General features: G+C 71.1%; 14 protein-coding genes. 6 read left to right on the top strand and 8 right to left on the bottom strand.

Annotated elements, in window-relative coordinates; all coding sequences use genetic code 11:
- Positions 1-66: 66 nt before the first annotated feature.
- From J7E88_RS01750 to J7E88_RS01765, 4 genes are read left to right on the top strand one after another with little or no spacing between them, the layout of a single operon-like run.
- On the top strand, positions 67-2,292 hold the full coding sequence (locus tag J7E88_RS01750; protein WP_215177365.1) for a HAMP domain-containing protein: 2,226 nt from the start codon (positions 67-69) through the stop codon (positions 2,290-2,292).
- A 3-nt stretch (positions 2,293-2,295) separates the two neighbouring features.
- Positions 2,296-3,810 (top strand): poly-gamma-glutamate synthase PgsB, encoded by a 1,515-nt coding sequence (pgsB, locus tag J7E88_RS01755; protein ID WP_215176452.1) that lies wholly within the window; start codon positions 2,296-2,298, stop codon positions 3,808-3,810.
- Entirely contained in the window at positions 3,807-4,289 is a 483-nt protein-coding gene (locus tag J7E88_RS01760) for a poly-gamma-glutamate biosynthesis protein PgsC/CapC (RefSeq protein WP_215176454.1), read from the top strand. The genes pgsB and J7E88_RS01760 overlap by 4 nt, the downstream gene beginning before the upstream one ends.
- Positions 4,290-4,309: 20 nt before the next feature.
- Entirely contained in the window at positions 4,310-5,377 is a 1,068-nt protein-coding gene (locus tag J7E88_RS01765) for a C40 family peptidase (RefSeq protein WP_215176456.1), read from the top strand.
- 71 nt (positions 5,378-5,448) lie between these two features.
- Here the strand turns inward: J7E88_RS01765 and J7E88_RS01770 are convergent, their stop codons facing one another.
- The 5 genes from J7E88_RS01770 to J7E88_RS01790 all read right to left on the bottom strand — a co-directional run bounded on the left by J7E88_RS01770 (position 5,449) and on the right by J7E88_RS01790 (position 13,084).
- Positions 5,449-7,578: a 3-hydroxyacyl-CoA dehydrogenase NAD-binding domain-containing protein gene (locus tag J7E88_RS01770; protein WP_215176458.1), complete on the bottom strand. Its 2,130-nt coding sequence runs from the start codon at positions 7,576-7,578 to the stop codon at positions 5,449-5,451.
- Positions 7,575-8,789, bottom strand: a complete 1,215-nt coding sequence (locus J7E88_RS01775; RefSeq protein ID WP_215176460.1) for an acetyl-CoA C-acyltransferase — start codon at positions 8,787-8,789, stop codon at positions 7,575-7,577. Before J7E88_RS01775 ends, J7E88_RS01770 begins: the two co-directional genes overlap by 4 nt.
- Before the next feature lie 885 nt (positions 8,790-9,674).
- Positions 9,675-10,961, bottom strand: a complete 1,287-nt coding sequence (locus tag J7E88_RS01780) for a ribonuclease D (protein ID WP_215176462.1) — start codon at positions 10,959-10,961, stop codon at positions 9,675-9,677.
- Positions 10,962-11,486: 525 nt separating this feature from the next.
- Positions 11,487-12,149: a response regulator transcription factor gene (locus J7E88_RS01785; RefSeq protein ID WP_215176464.1), complete on the bottom strand. Its 663-nt coding sequence runs from the start codon at positions 12,147-12,149 to the stop codon at positions 11,487-11,489.
- A 263-nt stretch (positions 12,150-12,412) separates the two neighbouring features.
- Positions 12,413-13,084 carry a DUF3000 domain-containing protein gene (locus tag J7E88_RS01790; RefSeq protein WP_215176468.1) on the bottom strand — a complete coding sequence of 224 codons (672 nt, stop codon included), beginning with the start codon at positions 13,082-13,084 and terminating at the stop codon, positions 12,413-12,415.
- A 167-nt stretch (positions 13,085-13,251) separates the two neighbouring features.
- Between J7E88_RS01790 and hemE the strand changes: the two genes are divergently transcribed.
- A complete protein-coding gene (gene hemE, locus J7E88_RS01795; protein ID WP_215177368.1) occupies positions 13,252-14,280 on the top strand; it encodes a uroporphyrinogen decarboxylase in 1,029 nt (342 codons plus the stop codon).
- A gap of 60 nt (positions 14,281-14,340) precedes the next feature.
- Here hemE and J7E88_RS01800 read toward each other — a convergent pair whose 3' ends face one another.
- The 3 genes from J7E88_RS01800 to J7E88_RS01810 all read right to left on the bottom strand — a co-directional run bounded on the left by J7E88_RS01800 (position 14,341) and on the right by J7E88_RS01810 (position 17,321).
- Positions 14,341-14,853, bottom strand: coding sequence for a hypothetical protein (locus J7E88_RS01800; protein WP_215176470.1), 513 nt, complete (start codon positions 14,851-14,853; stop codon positions 14,341-14,343).
- Positions 14,854-14,948: 95 nt separating this feature from the next.
- On the bottom strand, positions 14,949-16,325 hold the full coding sequence (locus J7E88_RS01805) for an FAD-dependent oxidoreductase (protein ID WP_215176472.1): 1,377 nt from the start codon (positions 16,323-16,325) through the stop codon (positions 14,949-14,951).
- Positions 16,326-16,352: 27 nt separating this feature from the next.
- On the bottom strand, positions 16,353-17,321 hold the full coding sequence (locus tag J7E88_RS01810) for a DUF4349 domain-containing protein (protein WP_215176474.1): 969 nt from the start codon (positions 17,319-17,321) through the stop codon (positions 16,353-16,355).
- A 141-nt stretch (positions 17,322-17,462) separates the two neighbouring features.
- Between J7E88_RS01810 and hemG the strand changes: the two genes are divergently transcribed.
- Entirely contained in the window at positions 17,463-18,890 is a 1,428-nt protein-coding gene (gene hemG / locus J7E88_RS01815) for a protoporphyrinogen oxidase (RefSeq protein ID WP_215176482.1), read from the top strand.
- The last annotated feature ends 2 nt before the right edge of the window (positions 18,891-18,892 follow it).

Below are 18,892 nucleotides of genomic sequence, written 5' to 3' on the forward strand. Positions count from 1 at the left end.
CGAGAGGAGCCCTCGTTGGCCGCTTCGCCCTCGAAGCGGCGGCAGAAAGCCCGCCGAAGGGCCGACATGTCACTGCTGGGCGGAATCCGACCGCCCATCGCCGTCCTGTCGGTCCTGCTTCTTGCCCTGGCGGGCATCACCGCCCTCTCCCTCGGACGCGTCGGTCACGACCGCGTGCCCAAGGCCGTTCTCACCTCGCAGCAGCACTTCGCCGAGGACGGCGCGGTCGGCATGCGTGCCTCCATCGACGAAAGTGTCACCGACCTCGCCCGGACCACCGAGCTGTTCAATGCTGCCGACCCCGTGCCTGCCGACGCCGTCCTCGACAAGCTGGGGAACGTCTACCAGAAGTGGCTGGGCACGGCCGTCGTCGAGATATCGTCCGGCAGGCTGCTCGCCGCACGCGGCGAGAACGTGCCGCTGACCGCGATCGACCGCTCGGCTCTCCGCGACGAGCAAGGCCTCGCACCGCGTATGGTCCGCCTGCCCAACGGCGAGACACGGCTGCTCTCCTTCGGCCTGCTGCACTGGGAGGGCGAGCCGCAGAAGCTGATCGTCGCCTCCAGCGGACTGAAGTTCCCCGGCATCAGCCTGGGTGGGTTCCGGGCCATTGCCGTGATCGACCAGAACGGCCGCGTACTCAGCCAGGACGGCGTCCCCGAGCCCGAGCAGGTACTCACCGACCTGCAGCGCGAAGAGGTCGCCCAGTCGAACAAGCAACTGAAGAAGTTCGCCGCGGCCGCCACCGAAAAGGCCAAGCAGCACCCCATCAAGTCCAAGGAGCCCGGCTCCGGTGGCTTCCAGGGCGTCAGCGGCAGCCTCATCGGCGGCAGCCACCTCGGCGACCGCTCCATCGCCGGCTACGCGACCCTGGCGGCCCCCGAGGCGGGTGAGTCCACCGTCGCCAGCAGCCTCGGACTGACAGTCGTCGCCATGGTCAAGGTCGCCGAGGACACCACGGCGGCCAGCAGTCCCCTGTTCGGCGTCCTCGCGGCGGGTGCCCTGCTCCTGATCGGCGGCGTCACCGTCGCCCTGCTCATCGGCACCGTCCAACGGCCCCTGATCCGGCTGTTCCTGGAGAGCCGCCGCCTCACCCGCGGCGATCTCGCCCGGCCCGTGACCGTGCCCCGGCGCGGCGAGGCCGCCCGGATCGGGGAGGCGCTGGAACGGCTCCGGCACCAGTTGCTCGGCGAGCCCACCCCCGCGACGGACACCCGGCGCCGGCGCTTTGGCAGCCGCAGCCTCCTCGCCGTCTGCGGAGTACTGCTGCTTGTGTGGTGCGCCCCGCTCCTGCTGCTGCTCAACCGGGCCGGCGACACCGTCGTCGTACCGCAGCAGATCGTCAATGACCAGCGCGAACGCACAGACACCCTCGCCGACAGGGTGCGCCGCTCCCTCAACGAGGGGCATGCCGACCTCCTGTCGGTCGCCACCCTCATCGGGGACCGCACCCAGCCCTCCGAGATGACCGAGGTGCTGGAACGGACGGCGAACCAGCACTTGCGGTACGAGTCGTTGTACGTGCTCGACGCCGACGGACGCGTCCTCGCCGAGACCGGTGGCGACCCCCGCAGCCCCGAGGGCGAGAGCCCGTCCGACCGGCCCATCCGGGTCCTCGATGACAGCAGCGAGGAACCGGTCGTCGTCGGCACCGCCGAGATACCCGGCCGACGCGGAGCCGCAGTCGTCGGCGAATTCCGGATCGACTTCATCAACTTGTTGCTCAAGCGTCCTGGACTCGGCGTCGTCCGCGTCGTCGACACCGAGCGCCGCATCGTTGCCGGGAACACCGGCTACCGGGCATTCCAGGGACTGCCGGGCAGCCGCCTCGACGCGCTCGTCGAAGGCACCAACCAGAAGGTCGGCACGAGCCCCCGGCCCAGCGGCGTGCTGTACCGCGACGGCGGCGACATCCAGATCGCGGCGGCAGCCCCGTTCACCGGCGGCGGCGCGGCCGAGTCCCTCGGCTGGACCGTGGTCAGCTGGCAGCCCGCGTCCCGCCTTGCGATCGCCGAGTACCACCTTCAGAACCGCACGGTTCTGGCGGGCCTGCTCGGCGTCACCGCGGCCACCGCCTGCCTGGGCTGGCTGTTCATCGTCGTCGTACGTCCGCTGCGGGCCCTCGCCGGGCAGGCCGAGGCGCTCGCCGACGGTGACCGACGCACTGTTCTCTACCCGCGCCACCACGACGAGGTGGGCGCCGTCGTCCGCAGCCTTGAGCTGATCCGGCAGCAGCTGCCGGCCCAGCAACGCAAGCGGGACGACGTGCCCCACCCCGCCGGAAGGATCTGACCCTTGCTCTTCCTCTACACCGTCCTGGTGGTGTGCGGCGCCGTCCTGCTGATCGCGGGTGTCGTCGAACAGCGGCGCCACTTCGCCAACCTGGAGCACATCCCGACCCGTGTGCTCGTCAACGGCATCCGCGGAAAGTCGTCCATCACCCGGCTGTGCGCGGGCGCCCTGCGCGGCGGCGAGCTGGTCACGGTCGCCAAGACCACCGGCACCGCCGCCCGGTTCATCCACCCCGATGCCACCGAGGAGCCCGTCTACCGCAAGTTCGGCATCGCCAACGTCGTCGAGCAGATCGGCATCGTGCGCCGCGCCGCCGCGTACAACCCCGACGCCCTGGTCATCGAGTGCATGGCCGTCATGCCCGCACTCCAGGAGATCAACCAGTCGAAGCTGATCCGCTCCACGATCGGCGTGCTCTGCAACGTCCGTGAGGACCACCTCGCCGAGATGGGCCCGACCCTGGACGACGTGGCCCGATCGCTGTGCCGGTCCATGCCGGAGGGCGGCATCTGCGTCACCGCCGAGAAGGAGCGCTTCGGCATCCTCCAGGAGGAGGCCGACGCACGGGACTGCCAGCTCGTCTACGCCGACCCGGAATCCGTCAGCGACGAAGAACTGCGCGGCTTCAGCTGGTTCACCTTCAAGGAGAACGTCGCCATCGCGCTGACCGTCGCCGAACTCCTCGGCGTGGAACGGCAGACGGCCCTGCAAGGCATGTACGACGCGCCGCCCGACCCGGGTGTGCTGTCCGTCGAGCGGTACACCACCGCGGACGGCAAGCGGCTGCGCTTCGCCAACGTCTTCGCGGCCAACGACCCCGAGTCGACGCTGATGAACATCAACCAGCTGCTGGACCTGGGCGCCATCGAACGGCCGCTCAACGTGGTCATCAACTGCCGCCCCGACCGTGTCGAACGCAACGGCCAGATGGGCGAGATCATCCCTGACCTCGACCCCGAGCAGGTCTTCGTCATCGGCCACCCCGCCAGGTCGGCGATCGACGCGATCCCCGCCGAGTTCCGCTCGCGCGCGGTCGACCTGGGAGGCGACCGGCGCGACCCCGAGGAGTTCATGGCCGAACTCCTCGGCCGCATCAGCCCCGACTCCTCCCTCGTCGCCATCGGCAACATCCACGGACAGGGCGAACTGCTCCTGGAGCACCTCGCCGAGCTCCCGGCCGACGAGAGCGACACCGAACCGCCGGCGCGGCAGGGCGTACCCGCACCCGTCCCCGTGCCTGCGGATCCGACGGAGACGATGCAGCTGTACGCCCCGCGCATCGATCCGTACCAGCCGTACTCGCCGGCCTATGAAGAGCGGTACGCGCATCAGCAGAACGTGCCCGTGCAGCGCCGCCGGTCGGAGCCGTCCCACGAACCGGTGCCATCTTCGGAGCCGGTGCCCGGACCCGAACCACACCTGCCGCGCGGGAGCGGGCTGTTCGAGCCGCGCCGCCCCCCGGCGCCGATCGCCGAAGACACCGACCAGCAGTGGTACAGCCCAGGAGAACAGCGTTGATTCCCTCCGTCCTCACCCCCGAGATCGCCGCCGTCGGCATCGCACTGGGGCTGCTCTTCTCCCTGGTCTGCTATTTGACGACCAACCTCTCGCCCGGCGGCATGATCACCCCGGGCTGGCTCGCCCTCACCCTCGTCGAGGATCTCCAGCGTGCCGCGATGGTGGTCGGTGTCACCGTCCTCACCTATGTCTGCACCCTGCTGATGCAGCGTTTCGTGATCCTCTACGGCAAGCGGCTGTTCGCCGCCGTCGTGCTCACGGGCGTCACCCTCCAGGCCACGCTGATGATCGTGCTGTCGCTCGAATTCCCGCTGATGTACAGCAACCAGACACTCGGTTTCATCGTCCCCGGCCTGATCGCCTACCAGCTGGTCCGCCAGCCCAAGGGGCCCACCCTGCTCGCCACCGGCTCGGTGACGCTCATGGCCTATGTCGTTCTCACCGCCGGGATCCTCCTCGGCGTCATGCCGTCCGTCTGACCACCGGAGCCGTATCCATCATGGCGAAGAAGAAGAGGCCTGCCGTGCACGCGGCGGTCGTACTGGGGTTGCTCGCATCGAGCGCCTACCTGACCGTGGAGCTGCGCAAGGACGAGCAGGCCAAGGCGCCGGCCGTCCAGGCCGTCACCGACACCCCTCTCCTGGAGTCGAGCACCGGGCAGAAGGGCGGCAAGCAGACCTGGGAGCGGTTGAAGAACCCCGAGCGCTCCGTACTGCTCGGCGAAGGCGGACAGGTCCTCGCGACCTTCACCGACGACGCCCGCACCGCGACCCTCAAGGGCCCGAGCCGTATCTTCACCGAGGCGGCCAACACCAAGTCCCGTGTGGTGACCGAGGACTGGGTGCGGCTGATGCCGGAGCCCTGGCGCAAGGGTGCCGAGAAGGAGCAGTGGTTCAAGGACTGGTTCAAGGAGTTCTACGGCAGCGAGGAGGACGACGTCTTCGCGACGGCCTTCCAGTATGTCGAGGGCGCGCCAGTGAAGAAGGACGACGAGGGGATCGCCTACACGGGCGACGCCTCCTTCGGACCGCTCAACCCGAACGGCAGCGAGGGCAACGACCTTCGCAAGGAGGCCTCGGACTTCTACGACTACCTCGGCATCCCGTACACCTTCCGTGACGGGACGTCCATGCAGCCCGAGACCGAACGCGCCCGCGCGGTCGACTGCTCCGGCTTCATGCGACTGGTGTGGGGCTACCGCGCCCGCTACCCGCTCGCCGCTTCCGACAGGGTGGGCGACGGCCTGCCGCGCACCGCCGACGGCATGGCCCGCTCCGACATCGGCGCCGAGGTCATCCCGCTCAAGGGTCTGGGCGCCTCCGACCGGCCCACCGCACTGGGCGTGCTGCAGCCGGGCGACCTGGTCTTCTTCGACCTGGACACGCGTACCAAGAAGCGCCTCGACCACATCGGCATCTACCTCGGCCACGACACCGACGGCCACATGATGTTCGTCTCCAGCCGCGAGGAAGCGAACGGCCCGACGATCGGCGACAAGGGCGGCACGTCCCGCCTCGACGGCAACGGCTTCTACGCGACGACCCTGCGCAGCGCCAAGCGCCTCTGACCGGCGCCGTACACGCGGAACGGGCCGTACGGGATCTCTCCCGTACGGCCCGTTCGCCGTTTTGACGGTACTTACGCGGGGACGCTGGCCACGCCCGGCGCCAGGAACCGCTTGCCGTTCACACGCTCCGAGACACCCTCACGGTCCAGGTACGGCGTGATGCCGCCCAGGTGGAAGGGCCAGCCGGCGCCCGTGATCAGGCACAGGTCGATGTCCTGCGCCTCGGCCACGACACCCTCGTCCAGCATCAGGCCGATCTCCTGCGCCACCGCGTCCAGGACGCGATCGCGCACCTGCTCCTCCGTCAGGACGGTGTCGCCCTGCTTCAGAAGGGCGGCGACCTCCGGGTCCAGCTCCGGCTTACCGGAGTCGTACACGTAGAAGCCGCGCTTGCCCGCCTCGACGACCGCCTTCAGGTTCGGGGAGACCTTGAAGCGGTCCGGGAACGCCTTGTTCAGGGTCTCCGAGACGTGCAGACCGATGGCCGGGCCGACGAGCTCCAGCAGTACCAGCGGCGACATCGGCAGACCGAGCGGCTCGATGGCCTTCTCGGCGGTGGCGACCGGGGTGCCCTCGTCGATGACGTTCTGGATCTCGCCCATGAAGCGGGTCAGGATGCGGTTCACGACGAACGCCGGGGCGTCCTTGGTGAGGACCGCGGTCTTCTTCAGCTTCTTGGCGACACCGAACGCGGTGGCCAGCGAGGCGTCGTCCGTCTTCTCACCACGCACGATCTCCAGCAGCGGGAGGACGGCGACCGGGTTGAAGAAGTGGAAGCCGACCACGCGCTCCGGGTGCTTGAGCTTGGCGGCCATCTCCGAGACCGACAGCGAGGAGGTGTTGGTGGCGAGGATCGCGTGCGCCGGGGCGACCGCCTCGACCTCCGCGAACACCGTCTGCTTGACGCCCATCTCCTCGAACACGGCCTCGATGATGAAGTCCGCGTCCGCGAAGCCCTCGGCCTTGTCCAGCACACCGGTCACCAGGGCCTTGAGGCGGTTGGCCTTGTCCTGGTTGATCCGGCGCTTGCCGAGCAGCTTGTCGATCTCGGCGTGGACGTAGCCCACACCCTTGTCGACGCGCTCCTGGTCGATGTCGGTCAGCACGACCGGCACCTCCAGGCGACGCAGGAACAGCAGCGCCAGCTGGGAGGCCATCAGGCCGGCGCCGACGACGCCCACCTTGGTGACCGGGCGGGCCAGGCTCTTGTCGGGCGCGCCGGCGGGGCGCTTGCCGCGCTTCTGCACCAGGTTGAAGGCGTAGATGCCCGAGCGCAGTTCGCCGCCCATGATGAGGTCAGCGAGGGCGGTGTCCTCGGCGTCGAAGCCCTTCTGCAGGTCGCCGTCCTTGGCGGCCTCGATGATGTCGAGGGCGCGGTAGGCGGCAGGGGCGGCGCCGTGCACCTTGGAGTCCGCGATGAAGCGGCCGCGGGCGACGGCCTGGTCCCAGGCCTCGCCGCGGTCGACGTCGGCGCGCTCGACGGCGATCTCACCGGTGAGGACCTTGGCGGTCCACAGCAGGGACTGCTCCAGGAAGTCGGCGCCCTCGAAGATGGCGTCGGCGATGCCGAGCTCGAAGACCTGCTTGCCCTTGAGCTGCTTGTTCTGGTTGAGCGAGTTCTCGATGACGACCGAGACCGCGCGGTCCGCGCCGATCAGGTTCGGCAGGATGGTGCAGCCGCCCCAGCCCGGGACGAGACCGAGGAAGACCTCGGGCAGCGAGAAGGCCGGGATCGCCTGGGAGACGGTGCGGTACGAGCAGTGCAGACCGACCTCGACACCGCCGCCCATGGCAGCGCCGTTGTAGTACGCGAAGGTCGGGACCGCGAGACCCGCGAGGCGCTTGAAGACGTCGTGGCCGCCCTTGCCGATGGCGAGCGCGTCCTCGTGGCGCTTCAGCAGCTCGACGCCCTTGAGGTCGGCGCCGACGGCGAAGATGAACGGCTTGCCGGTGATACCGGCACCGACGATCGTGCCCTCGGCGGCTTCCTTCTCCACCTGGTCGATCGCGGTGTTCAGGTTCGCGAGCGACTGCGGTCCGAAGGTGGTCGGCTTGGTGTGGTCCAGGCCGTTGTCCAGCGTGATGAGCGCGAAGCGCCCGGCGCCGGCGGGGAGGTCGAGGTGGCGCACGTGCGCCTGCGTGACGACCTCGTCGGGGAAGAGCTCCGCGGCGCCCTTCAACAGCTCAGCGGTGGTGCTCACTTGCCCTCCCAGTGGGGGTTTTCCCAGATGACCGTGGCGCCCATGCCGAAGCCGACGCACATGGTGGTGAGGCCGTAACGGACCTCGGGCTGCTCCTCGAACTGCCGCGCGAGCTGCGTCATCAGACGCACGCCGGACGAGGCCAGCGGGTGACCGAACGCGATGGCGCCACCGTACTGGTTGACGCGCGCGTCGTCGTCGGCGATGCCGTAGTGGTCCAGGAAGGCCAGGACCTGGACGGCGAACGCCTCGTTGATCTCGAAGAGGTTGATGTCCTCGATGGACAGGCCGGCCTTGGCGAGGGCCTTCTCGGTCGCCGGGATCGGCCCGTAGCCCATGACCTCCGGCTCGACGCCGGCGAAGGCGTACGAGACGAGGCGCATCTTGACCGGGAGGTTGTGCTCGCGGGCGAAGTCCTCGGAGGCGATGATCGAGGCGGTGGCACCGTCGTTGAGACCGGCGGCGTTACCGGCGGTGACGCGGCCGTGGACGCGGAACGGCGTCTTCAGACCGGCCAGGCTCTCCAGGGTCGTCCCCGGACGCATCGGCTCGTCGGCGGTGACCAGACCCCAGCCGGTCTCGCCGACGTCGGGGTTGGTGCGGCGCACGGAGACCGGCACGAGGTCCTGCTGGATCTTGCCGTCGGCGTACGCCTTGGCGGCCTTCTCCTGCGAACGCACGGCGTACTCGTCGGCGCGCTGCTTGGTGATGTGCGGGTACCGGTCGTGCAGGTTCTCCGCGGTCATGCCCATGAACAGGGCCGACTCGTCGACGAGCTTCTCGCTGACGAAGCGCGGGTTCGGGTCGACGGCCTCGCCCATGGGGTGGCGGCCCATGTGCTCGACACCGCCGGCGATGACGGCGTCGTACGCGCCGAAGGCGATGGAGCCGGCGACGCTCGTGACGGCGGTGAGGGCACCGGCGCACATGCGGTCGATGGAGTAGCCCGGCACGGACTGCGGCAGCCCGGCGAGGATACCGGCGGTACGGCCGAGGGTGAGGCCCTGGTCACCGATCTGCGTGGTCGCGGCGATGGCGACCTCGTCGATCTTCTTCGGGTCGAGAGCCGGGTTGCGCCGCAGCAGCTCCCGGATGGCCTTCACGACGAGATCGTCGGCGCGGGTCTCGTGGTAGATGCCCTTCGGGCCCGCCTTGCCGAACGGGGTGCGGACGCCGTCGACGAAGACGACATCCCTGACGGTACGAGGCACGATGGCTCTCCTCCAGGGTGCGGGGTTGCACTGCTGCGGCGCGCAACGCCTGAGCGTGCGCTTGCTTCCCCCATGCTACTTACGGGTAACCATGCTGCCCAGCCCCCTGGAGGCGGGGCGGTGAAGGTCACACGTTCAGGGTGCCCTCACCGGTGCTCTGCGAGGCCCTTCCGAGCCGGGTGGAGGCTGGGGTCCGGGCATGCGACGCGGGCGGCTCGGGAGGCGGAACGCCGGCACATTGACCGGGGACGCCCGACGAGGCAACGCTTCGGCGCGGTACGGCGTCCCGGACGGAGGACCCCCGAGCACGGGGCCTGTTCGGGCCGGGCAACGGGCCTCATCGCGGTGCCCTCGCTCGGGCGGCGCTCTGGCTGTGCCGTTCAGCCGTGTCGGCGGGTGCTGGGCCAGAGGCGGTACGCGGCACGTGGCACCGAGCGTTGTGCCCTCGCTCGGGCGGCGCTCTGGTTGTGCCGTTCAGCCGTGTCGGCGGGCGCTGGGCCAGCGGGGGCAGCATGCGGCACCGAGCGTCGTGCCCGCGCAGGCGGCGCTTGTTTGGGCACCTGCCCGAGGAGGGGTTTCATGCCGCGGGCAGCCGCGTCGGCAGGGCTCCCCGATCGTGGCGGCCCGCGCGGGCACGCTCCGGCTGTGCCGCCCAGGGGCGGGCACGCGGCACGCGCAGCGAGCGTCGTGCGCTCGCGGGCGGCGGCCGGGTGCGGCCACTTGCCAAAAGGGCCGGCGTCCCGCCGGGACGGCAGGCGGCAGGCCTGTCGCGGTACCCGGCAGGAACCGCGCTCGGGTGAGCCCCCGGTCGACGGTCGACGGGAAGGGCACATGGGCCGGAGGCCGGTGAGGCGCGTCCGTGGAGCAGACGGCGCCCGGCGGGCCCTACGCCGGGCCCGCCACCAGTGCGCCCACCAGCAGTGGAGCGACCAGCAGGATCTGCCACTTCCTCGCGCCCAGCGAAGTCAGCAGATGCGCCACCGACTCCGGGGTCACCGGTGCCGGCGGCTCCCAGCAGACCCGGCGCACCGTGTCGGGCGTGATCAGGTTTTCCTGGGGCACGTTCAGTTCCTCGGCCAGCGCGGACACCGCCGTACGCGCAGCCGACAGACGTGCGGCTGCCGCCGGATCCTTGTCGGCCCAGGCGCGGGGCGGCGGCGGACCGGCCACCTGCTGGCCCGGCTGGGGGAGTTCGGCATCCGGCAGGGCCTTGGCCCGGTCGATGGCAGCCTGCCACTGCTCCAGCTGACGCCGTCCCATCCGGTGCCCGAAACCGGGCAGGGCCGTCAGGGCTTGCACGTTCGCCGGCAGCGCGAGCGACGCCTCGATGATCGCGGCGTCGCCGAGCACCTTGCCCGGCGACACGTCGCGCCGCTGCGCGACCCTGTCGCGGGCCGTCCACAGCTCCCGTACGGCCGCCATCTGACGGCGTCGGCGCACCTTGTGCATACCCGAGGTACGACGCCAGGGGTCCTTCCGCGGGGGCGCCGGCGGGGCCGAGGCGATCGCGGCGAACTCCTGGACCGCCCAGTCCAGCTTCCCCTGCCGCTCCAGCTCCTTCTCCAGCGCGTCCCGCAGGTCGACCAGGAGCTCCACGTCGAGGGCGGCGTACCGCAGCCATGGCTCGGGCAGCGGACGGGTGGACCAGTCGACCGCGGAGTGGCCCTTCTCCAGCGCGTAGCCGAGAACGCCCTCGACCATCGCGCCGAGCCCGACGCGCGGGAAGCCCGCGAGGCGGCCGGCCAACTCGGTGTCGAACAGCCGTGTCGGCACCATGCCTATTTCGCGCAGGCAGGGCAGGTCCTGGGTGGCGGCGTGCAGGATCCACTCGGTGTCGGCGAGGGCCTCGCCGAGTTCGGACAGATCGGGGCAGCCCACCGGGTCGATGAGCGCGGTGCCCGCGCCTTCGCGGCGCAGCTGCACCAGGTAGGCGCGCTGGCCGTAGCGGTAGCCGGAGGCGCGTTCGGCGTCGACGGCGACGGGGCCGGTGCCCGCGGCGAAGGCCGCGATCACCTCGGCGAGCGCGTCCTGGTCGGCGACCACCGGCGGGATGCCGTCACGGGGCTCCAACAGGGGGATCGGCAGCCCGTCGGAGGGTACGCCGTCGTCCGGAGGAGCGCCCCCGGTGGTTCGCAGTGATGTCTGCGCTGCGGTCTCTTGGGCGTCGGTCACGAGTCAAGGGTATCTGCCCGCCCGGCCTCCTGACCTGCACCTTCGAGCAGGGGCCGCGCTGACCTGCGAAAACGCCTCTCAGTGGTTTTCGACGTCTCCCTGCGATTGCTGCTACCGAGTGCCCCGGACGTGCCCTCGATGGTCACCTCGCACACGCTTCCCGTACTTCGAAGGCCGAGATCGGTTTGCCCGTGACCAGCGAGGCCACCCATCCCCTCCGTGACGAACCGGACTTTGCCCCTGCCCCGCGCCGTCCGTGACATCTGTGTCGGGGTGCTCGGTGACGCCGCTCGGCATCACACGGTCCCGTACGAGACGTTCTGGAGGCCTTCGACGGCTGTACCCGCGGCTCCGGCGATTCGAGTCGCACATCCGCTCATCGAGACGGCAGCTCGCAAGGGGGCCGCCGCCCGGGTCAGGCCAGGAGTCGAACAGCTCAAGGGGTGCGAACGCAACGCGCCCGCCGACGCAACGCGCCCGCCGACGGAACGTTCCGTCGACGGGCACCGAGATGTGTCGGGCGTTTCAGTGGATGATGCCGGTACGCAGAGCCACCGCCACCATCCCGGCCCGGTCACCCGTGCCCAGCTTGCGCGCGATACGGGCGAGGTGGCTCTTGACCGTCAGTGCGGACAGGCCCATCGAGACGCCGATCGCCTTGTTCGACTGGCCCTCCGCCACCAGACGAAGCACCTCGACCTCGCGGCCGGACAGCTCGCGGTAGCCGCCCGGGTGGCTCGGGACACCCGGGGGGCGGCGGTGCATACGGCCGGCCGCGGAGCCGAGGGGAGCGACGCCGGGGCGGGTGGGGTGGCCGATGTTGGTGCGGGTGCCGGTGACGACGTAGCCCTTGACCCCGCCGGCGAGGGCGTTGCGCACGGCGCCGATGTCGTCGGCGGCGGACAGCGCGAGCCCGTTGGGCCAGCCCGCGGCGCGCGTTTCGGACAGGAGGGTCAGCCCGGAACCGTCGGGCAGGTGGACGTCGGCCACGCAGATGTCGCGCGGGTTGCCGACGCGGGGACGGGCCTCCGCGATGGACGACGCCTCGATCACGTCGCGGACCCCGAGTGCCCACAGGTGGCGGGTGACGGTGGAACGGACGCGCGGGTCGGCCACGACGACCATGGCCGTCGGCTTGTTCGGGCGGTAGGCGACCAGGCTTGCGGGCTGCTCGAGAAGAACGGACACCAGGCCTCCTGGAAAGGTGGGGACGGAGCCGGCTCGGGGGTGAAGCCGGGGCGAACCGTGCAGTTAGGTCATTGACCTCTTCGGCACCAAACCCGCCCGCCTTTAGAGAATGATCACGATTTAGTGAGTAACAATCGGGGCAATTCGGACAGGTTATCGATCATCCTACGAGCGAGCAGCGCCGCGGCTGCCTGTTCGGTGCGGGCGGGGCGCGTGGTGGCACGGCCCCGCGCCAGTGTCCCGGGGCGTACGCGGCCCGCCGTTCAGGGCTGCTGCGGCCCGCGCCGTTGGGGAAGGCTCACCACACCCGTCGTGCCGTCCGCGGCACCAGCCGGCGACGGGGGCAGCCCGGCGACCTGGCAGAGCAGATCGCACCAGGCAGCAAGGTGTGCGGCCGTGTCCGGGACGCCCTCCGCATCCTCCCGCGGCGTCCATGACGCGCGGATCTCGATCTGGGTCGCAGGGCGGCGGTCGGACAGTCCACCGAAATAGTGAGAACCCGCTCGGGTGACGGTGCCGCTCGGCTCCCCGTACGCCAGCCCGCGCGCCTCCAGCGCGCCCGTCAGCCAGGACCAGCAGACCTCCGGCAGCAGCGGGTCGGCCGCCATCTCCGGCTCCAACTCCGCCCGGACCAGCGTCACCAGACGGAAGGTGCCCTGCCAGGCGTCGTGGCCCGCGGGGTCGTGCAGCAGGACGAGCCGGCCGTCGGCGAGATCGTCCTCGCCGTCGACGACCGCGGCCTCGAGAGCGTAGGCGTGCGGGGCGAGCTTTTGCGGCGGCCGGGTCGGATCGATCTCGATCTCCGCTCGCAGCCGAGCGGACCGCAAGGCGTCGACCGCCTGGAGGAACGCGCTCGGCACCCCGCCCTGCTCCGTGCTTTCCGGCGCATCGTTGCCGTTGGAATGATCGGAAAAATGTCCCTGAGCCGCAGCCATGCGGGGAAGAGTAAGGGGAACGGGGTCGTCGCGCAGGGAGGGACACCCGGCCCGGGGCGGCCACTTCTTCTGCACGTGCGAAGATTCTGGACGTGAGCGCCAACGACCTTCCCCTGACTCGAGGCTCCGCCCGAGCGGGGGACACCCCGACCCGGGACCGGCAGAAGATGACGTACGACTCAGCGTTCTTGAAGGCGTGCCGGCGTGAACCCGTGCCGCACACGCCGGTCTGGTTCATGCGGCAGGCCGGGCGCTCGCTTCCCGAGTACCTGAAGGTGCGCGAGGGCATCCCGATGCTCGACTCGTGCATGCGGCCCGACCTCGTCACCGAGATCACGCTGCAGCCGGTACGGCGGCACAAGGTCGACGCGGCGATCTTCTTCAGCGACATCGTGGTTCCGCTCAAGGCCATCGGCGTCGACCTCGACATCAAGCCGGGCGTCGGCCCGGTCGTCGCCGAACCGATCCGCACCCGCGCCGATCTGGCACGGCTGCGGGACCTGACACCGGACGACGTCTCCTACGTCACCGAGGCGATCCGGGCGCTCACCGGAGAGCTCGGTACGACCCCGCTGATCGGCTTCGCGGGTGCGCCGTTCACCCTCGCGAGCTACCTCGTGGAGGGCGGGCCCTCCCGCAATCACGAGAACACCAAGGCCCTGATGTACGGCGACCCGCAGCTGTGGGCCGACCTGCTGGACCGCCTCGCGGAGATCACCTCCGCCTTCCTCAAGGTCCAGATCGAGGCCGGCGCGTCCGCCGTCCAGCTCTTCGACTCCTGGGTGGGTGCCCTCGCGCCCGCCGACTACCGGCGTTCGGTGATGCCCGCCTCCGCGAAGGTCTTCGACTCGGTCGCCTCCTACGGCGTCCCGCGCATCCACTTCGGCGTCGGCACGGGAGAGCTCCTCGGCCTCATGGGCGAAGCGGGCGCGGACGTGGTCGGCGTCGACTGGCGCGTCCCCCTCGACGAGGCCGCCCGCCGGGTGGGCCCGGGCAAGGCACTCCAGGGGAACCTGGACCCGGCCGTGCTGTTCTCCTCCCCGGAGGCGGTGCGCACCAAGGCACGCGAGGTGCTGGACGCGGCGGCGGGCCTGGAGGGCCATGTGTTCAACCTCGGACACGGCGTGCTGCCGACGACGGACCCGGACGCGTTGACGCGGCTGGTGGAGTACGTGCACGAGTCGACGGCGCGCTGAGAACGCCCCGACACGCCGCTCGCCGCGGGGCGCCCTGTCCCGCGGCGAGCGGTTCGTTTGTCAGAGCGGGTATTCGAGGCCGACCGGGTCGTTGCCGGAGACGACCCGGCAGAAGTCGGAGCCGTCGCCTCCGTCGACGAGGCCGTTGTTCACGCCGACGAGCAGGAAGTCGTTTCCGGCGCCGCCCAGAATGTCGCCGCTGGGCGTGACGACGCCCACCACGGTGATGTAGTCGTCCCCGCCGTCGCCGTCGCCGTCGCCGCTGACGACGCCGCTGACCGAGCCGGACGCGGCGCCCGACAGGTGGTCCCTTCCGGCTCCGCCGCTGACGGTGCCGTTGACCGAGCCCGCGACGACGATGTTGTCGTCGCCGCCGAGGCCGTTGACCGTGGCGCCGGCGTCGACCGTGGCGCAGAGGATCACGTCGTTGCCGGGCGTGCCGTTCACGGTGGGGCCCGAGACGGGACTGCCGTTGACCGTGCACGACGTCACGGCGTGGGCGGGGGAGCTCAGAGCGAGCGGTGCTATGACGAGTGAGGCGGCGCAGAGGGCGCGCACTGTGTGTCGGATCATTGAGTTAACCCATGGTGATTGAGCGGTCGCAATTCGTGACTCTGGGTCGACTCGGCCGTCCGGTCGCACGCAGGAACACCCCCGTCCCTGATGGTCTATCCTCCCCTCCGCACCGCCGCCGACGCCTTGCGGGCCGCCACCAGGACCGGGTCCCACACCGGGGAGAACGGCGGCGCGTAACCGAGGTCCAGCGCCGTCATCTGCTCCACGGTCATCCGCGCCGTCAGGGCGACCGCCGCGACGTCCACCCGCTTCCCGGCGCCCTCGCGCCCCACGATCTGGACTCCCAGCAGCCGGCCCGTACGGCGCTCCGCGATCATCTTGACCGTCATCGGGGCCGCGCCGGGGTAGTACCCGGCGCGGCTCGTCGACTCGATCATCGTCGTCACGTACTGCAGACCCACCTCCCGCGCGTCCTTCTCCCGCAGGCCCGTTCGGGCGATCTCCAGATCGCAGACCTTGCTCACCGCGGTGCCCACCACGCCCGGGAACGTCCCGTAGCCGCCGCCCGCGTTCGCGCCGATGACCTGGCCGTGCTTATTTGCGTGCGTGCCGAGCGGGACATGGCGTTCGCGGCCCGAGACCAGGTCCAGCACCTCGACGCAGTCGCCGCCCGCCCAAATGTTCTCCTGGCCGCGGACCCGCATCGACAGGTCCGTGAGCAGGCCGCCGTAGCGGCCGAGCGGCAGGCCGGCGGCACCGGCGAGCGCCGTCTCCGGCTCGACTCCTATGCCGAGGACCGCCACGTCCGCCGGGTATTCGGCGTCGTCGGTGGCCACCGCGCGCACCCGCCCGTCGTCACCGGCCAGGATCTTGGTGACGGCGGACCCCGTCACCGTCGTGATGCCCAGCCCGTCCATCGCCCGGTGGACCAAGGCGCCCATGTCGGGATCCAGCGTGGCCATCGGCTGCCGGCCACGCGTCACCACGGTCACCTCGTAGCCGCGCTTGAGCAGTGCCTCCGCCATCTCCACGCCGATGTACCCGGCCCCCACGACCACCGCGCGCCGGCCTTCCGTGTGCGTGAGGGTGTCCAGCAGCGCCTGGCCGTCGTCGAGGGTCTGCACACCGTGCACCCCGGCCGCGTCGATCCCGGGCAGCGCCGGCCGCACCGGGCGGGCGCCGGTCGCGATCACCAGCTTGTCGTAGCCCGTCCACGCCTCGGTGCCCGTTTCCAGGTCGCGGGCGCGCACCCGGCCGCCCGCCACGTCGATCTCCGTCACCTCGGTGCGCATGCGCAGATCGATCGCGCGGGCGCGGTGCTCCTCGGGCGAACGTGCGATCAGTTCGTCCCGTTCGGACACGTCGCCGCTCACCCAGTACGGGATCCCGCACGCCGAGAACGAGCTGAAGTGCCCGCGCTCGAACGCCACGATCTCCAACTGGTCCGGGCCCTTCGTCCTGCGTGCCTGCGATGCGGCGGACATGCCCGCCGCATCGCCGCCCACGACCACCAGTCGCTCCGTTGTCATGGGAACACGCTACGGCCGAGGGCCCGTTCAGTCCTCCGCCGCGGGAGGAGATGTCACCTCCGCGGCCGGAGCCGGCCCGGGCCGCGGCCGCAGCAGAGGACGCACCAGCCACCGCCACCCCGCGTACAGCAGGCCCAGCATCGCGGCGAAGGGAGCGACCGCGCCGATCGCCACCGTGATCCACCGCAGCGTCGCCACCAGCGCGTCCCAGCCGCCGCCCAGCGCGTCCAGGAAACCGGGGTCGTCGTCCTCCCGCGCGTCCTCCGTCTCCGCTTCGTTCAGCGTCAGCGTGATCGTCGCCAGCGTCGTGCGGTCCTTCAGCGACGCCTGCCGCGCCAGCAGTGACTCCAGCTCCGCCTGACGCGTGCTCAGCTGCCCCTCCAGAGCGACCACGTCGGACAGCCGCGTCGCCCGCTCCATCAGCTCCCGTACCCGCGCCACACTCGCCCGCTGCGTCGCGATCCGGCTCTCCACGTCCACCACCTGGTCGGTGACGTCCTTGGCGTCGGCCTTGCGGGAGAGCAGCTTTCCGGCGCCGGCGAGTTCGGCGAGGACCGCCCCGTACTCGTCCTGCGGCACGCGCAGGACGACATGCGAGGTCACATGGGTGTCGTCGAGACGTTCCGTGGTCTCGTTCTCGACCCGTCCGCCGGCCTTCTCGACCACCGCGCGCGCGTTCGCGAGCGCCTTGGCGGCATCCTTCACCTCCACGCCCAGCTCGGCGGTCCGGATGATGTGCTCCGTCGGCGGCGCGGACGGTCCGGCGGCGTCCTCGCGTGCCGCGCCGCCGGCCGGTTCGCCTTCCGGCTTGTCGGCCGCATAGCCGGATCCGGCCGCCTTGTCGCCCTCGCGAAGGGCGGGCTTGGAGTCGGCCCGCGCGGCGTCGCCGGACGACGAGTCGTTCGCGCCGCAGCCGACGAGGCCGAGCGAGGCGGCCAGCAGCAGTACCGCGCATGTCCGTCGTGCAGCCAGTCGTGCGGCCAGTCGTGCACCCATGAGACCCCCGGGCGGAAAATGTGGTGAGCGGTTGCCGATTCGACGCCCCGCATCCGCCGCGGGTTGCCCGATTCCGATCCCGAACCGGTCACGGTCGGGACTCGGTACGGGGGTTGGCGCGGCGTTTGAGAGAGTTGCCTCATGAACGTGGACACAGCTGCGCGTCATGTCGTCGTCATCGGTGGCGGCATCGCCGGTCTGGCTGCCGCCCACCGGCTCGCCACGGCCGGTGTGCGCGTCACCCTCGTCGAGGCGACCGACCGCATCGGCGGCAAGCTCCAGGGGGGCGAGGTCGCGGGCGTCCCGGTGGACCTGGGCGCCGAGTCGATGCTCGCGCGCCGGACCGAGGGCACCGACCTGGCCCGCGCGGTCGGCCTCGGCGACCGGCTCCAGCCGCCCGCCGTCGCCACCTCCGCGGTATGGACCCGAGGCGCCCTGCGCCCCATGCCCAAGGGCCATGTCATGGGTGTGCCCGGCACCCGGGACGCGCTCGCCGGGCTGATCTCGCCCGAGGGGATCGAGCGCATCGGGCGTGAGCGCGACCTGCCGCCCGTCGCCGTCGGCGACGACGTGGCCGTCGGCGCGTACGTCGCCGAGCGCATCGGCCGCGAAGTCGTCGACCGGCTCGTCGAGCCGCTGCTCGGCGGGGTGTACGCGGGCGACGCATACCGGATCTCGATGCGCGCCGCGGTCCCCGGGCTTTTCGAGGCCCTGCGGCACCACGACACACTGCTCGACGGCGTACGCGAGGTCCAGGCCAAGGGCGCGGCGCAGCAGGGTGCCGGCCCCGTCTTCATGGGCCTCGCCGGCGGCATGGGCACGCTGCCCGCCGCGGTCGCAGCGTCCGTACGGGCCCTCGGCGGCGACATCCGCACCTCGACCGCGGTCCTCGGGCTGACCCGCACCGGCTCCGGCTGGCACATCCGCACCGACCGCGAGCCGCTGACCGCCGACGCCGTCGTCCTCGCCACCCCCGCCTGGTCCGCGTCCGTGCTGCTCGCCGCCGAGTCCCCGGCCGCGGCCGCCGAACTCGGCCGCGTCGAGTACGCCTCCATGGCCCTGATCACCCTCGCCTTCCGGCGCGCCGACCTCGGCTCGCCGCCGCCGGGCAGCGGCTTCCTCGTCCCACCCGTGGACGGCCGGGCGATCAAGGCGTCCACCTTCTCCGCCAACAAGTGGAGCTGGGTGGCCGAGGGGGCGGGTGAGCTGTTCGTCCTGCGCACCTCCGTCGGCCGCTACGGCGAGGAGCAGGCGCTGGAACGCGAGGACCCCGAACTCGTCGACGTGTCCCTCACCGACCTCGCCGAGGCGATCGGCCTCACGGCCGCTCCCGTGGCGTCGGAGGTCACCCGCTGGACCGGCGGCCTGCCCCAGTACCCCGTCGGGCACCTCGCCCGGGTCGCCCGCATCCGCGAGGAGGTGGCGAAGCTGCCCGGACTGAGGGTCTGCGGAGCGGTGTACGACGGTGTCGGCATCCCCGCCTGCATCGGCAGCGGCCGGCGTGCGGCGGACGAGATCCTCGCCACGCCGACCCTGGCGCAGGGCACTGATCGGGACGCGGGACAATAGCC

Origin of the sequence: Streptomyces sp. ISL-10 (assembly GCF_018614575.1) — a bacterium.
GTDB lineage: Bacteria > Actinomycetota > Actinomycetes > Streptomycetales > Streptomycetaceae > Streptomyces.

Bases quoted from the DNA above. Each gene is read 5' to 3' on its own strand.
- J7E88_RS01805 (WP_215176472.1), bottom strand. From the start codon at position 16,325: ATGACAACGGAGCGACTGGTGGTCGTGGGCGGCGATGCGGCGGGCATG.
- J7E88_RS01750 (WP_215177365.1), top strand. From the start codon at position 67: ATGTCACTGCTGGGCGGAATCCGACCGCCCATCGCCGTCCTGTCGGTC.
- J7E88_RS01810 (WP_215176474.1), bottom strand. From the start codon at position 17,321: ATGGGTGCACGACTGGCCGCACGACTGGCTGCACGACGGACATGCGCG.
- J7E88_RS01765 (WP_215176456.1), top strand. From the start codon at position 4,310: ATGGCGAAGAAGAAGAGGCCTGCCGTGCACGCGGCGGTCGTACTGGGG.
- hemG (WP_215176482.1), top strand. From the start codon at position 17,463: ATGAACGTGGACACAGCTGCGCGTCATGTCGTCGTCATCGGTGGCGGC.
- hemE (WP_215177368.1), top strand. From the start codon at position 13,252: ATGACGTACGACTCAGCGTTCTTGAAGGCGTGCCGGCGTGAACCCGTG.
- J7E88_RS01800 (WP_215176470.1), bottom strand. From the start codon at position 14,853: ATGATCCGACACACAGTGCGCGCCCTCTGCGCCGCCTCACTCGTCATA.
- J7E88_RS01790 (WP_215176468.1), bottom strand. From the start codon at position 13,084: ATGGCTGCGGCTCAGGGACATTTTTCCGATCATTCCAACGGCAACGAT.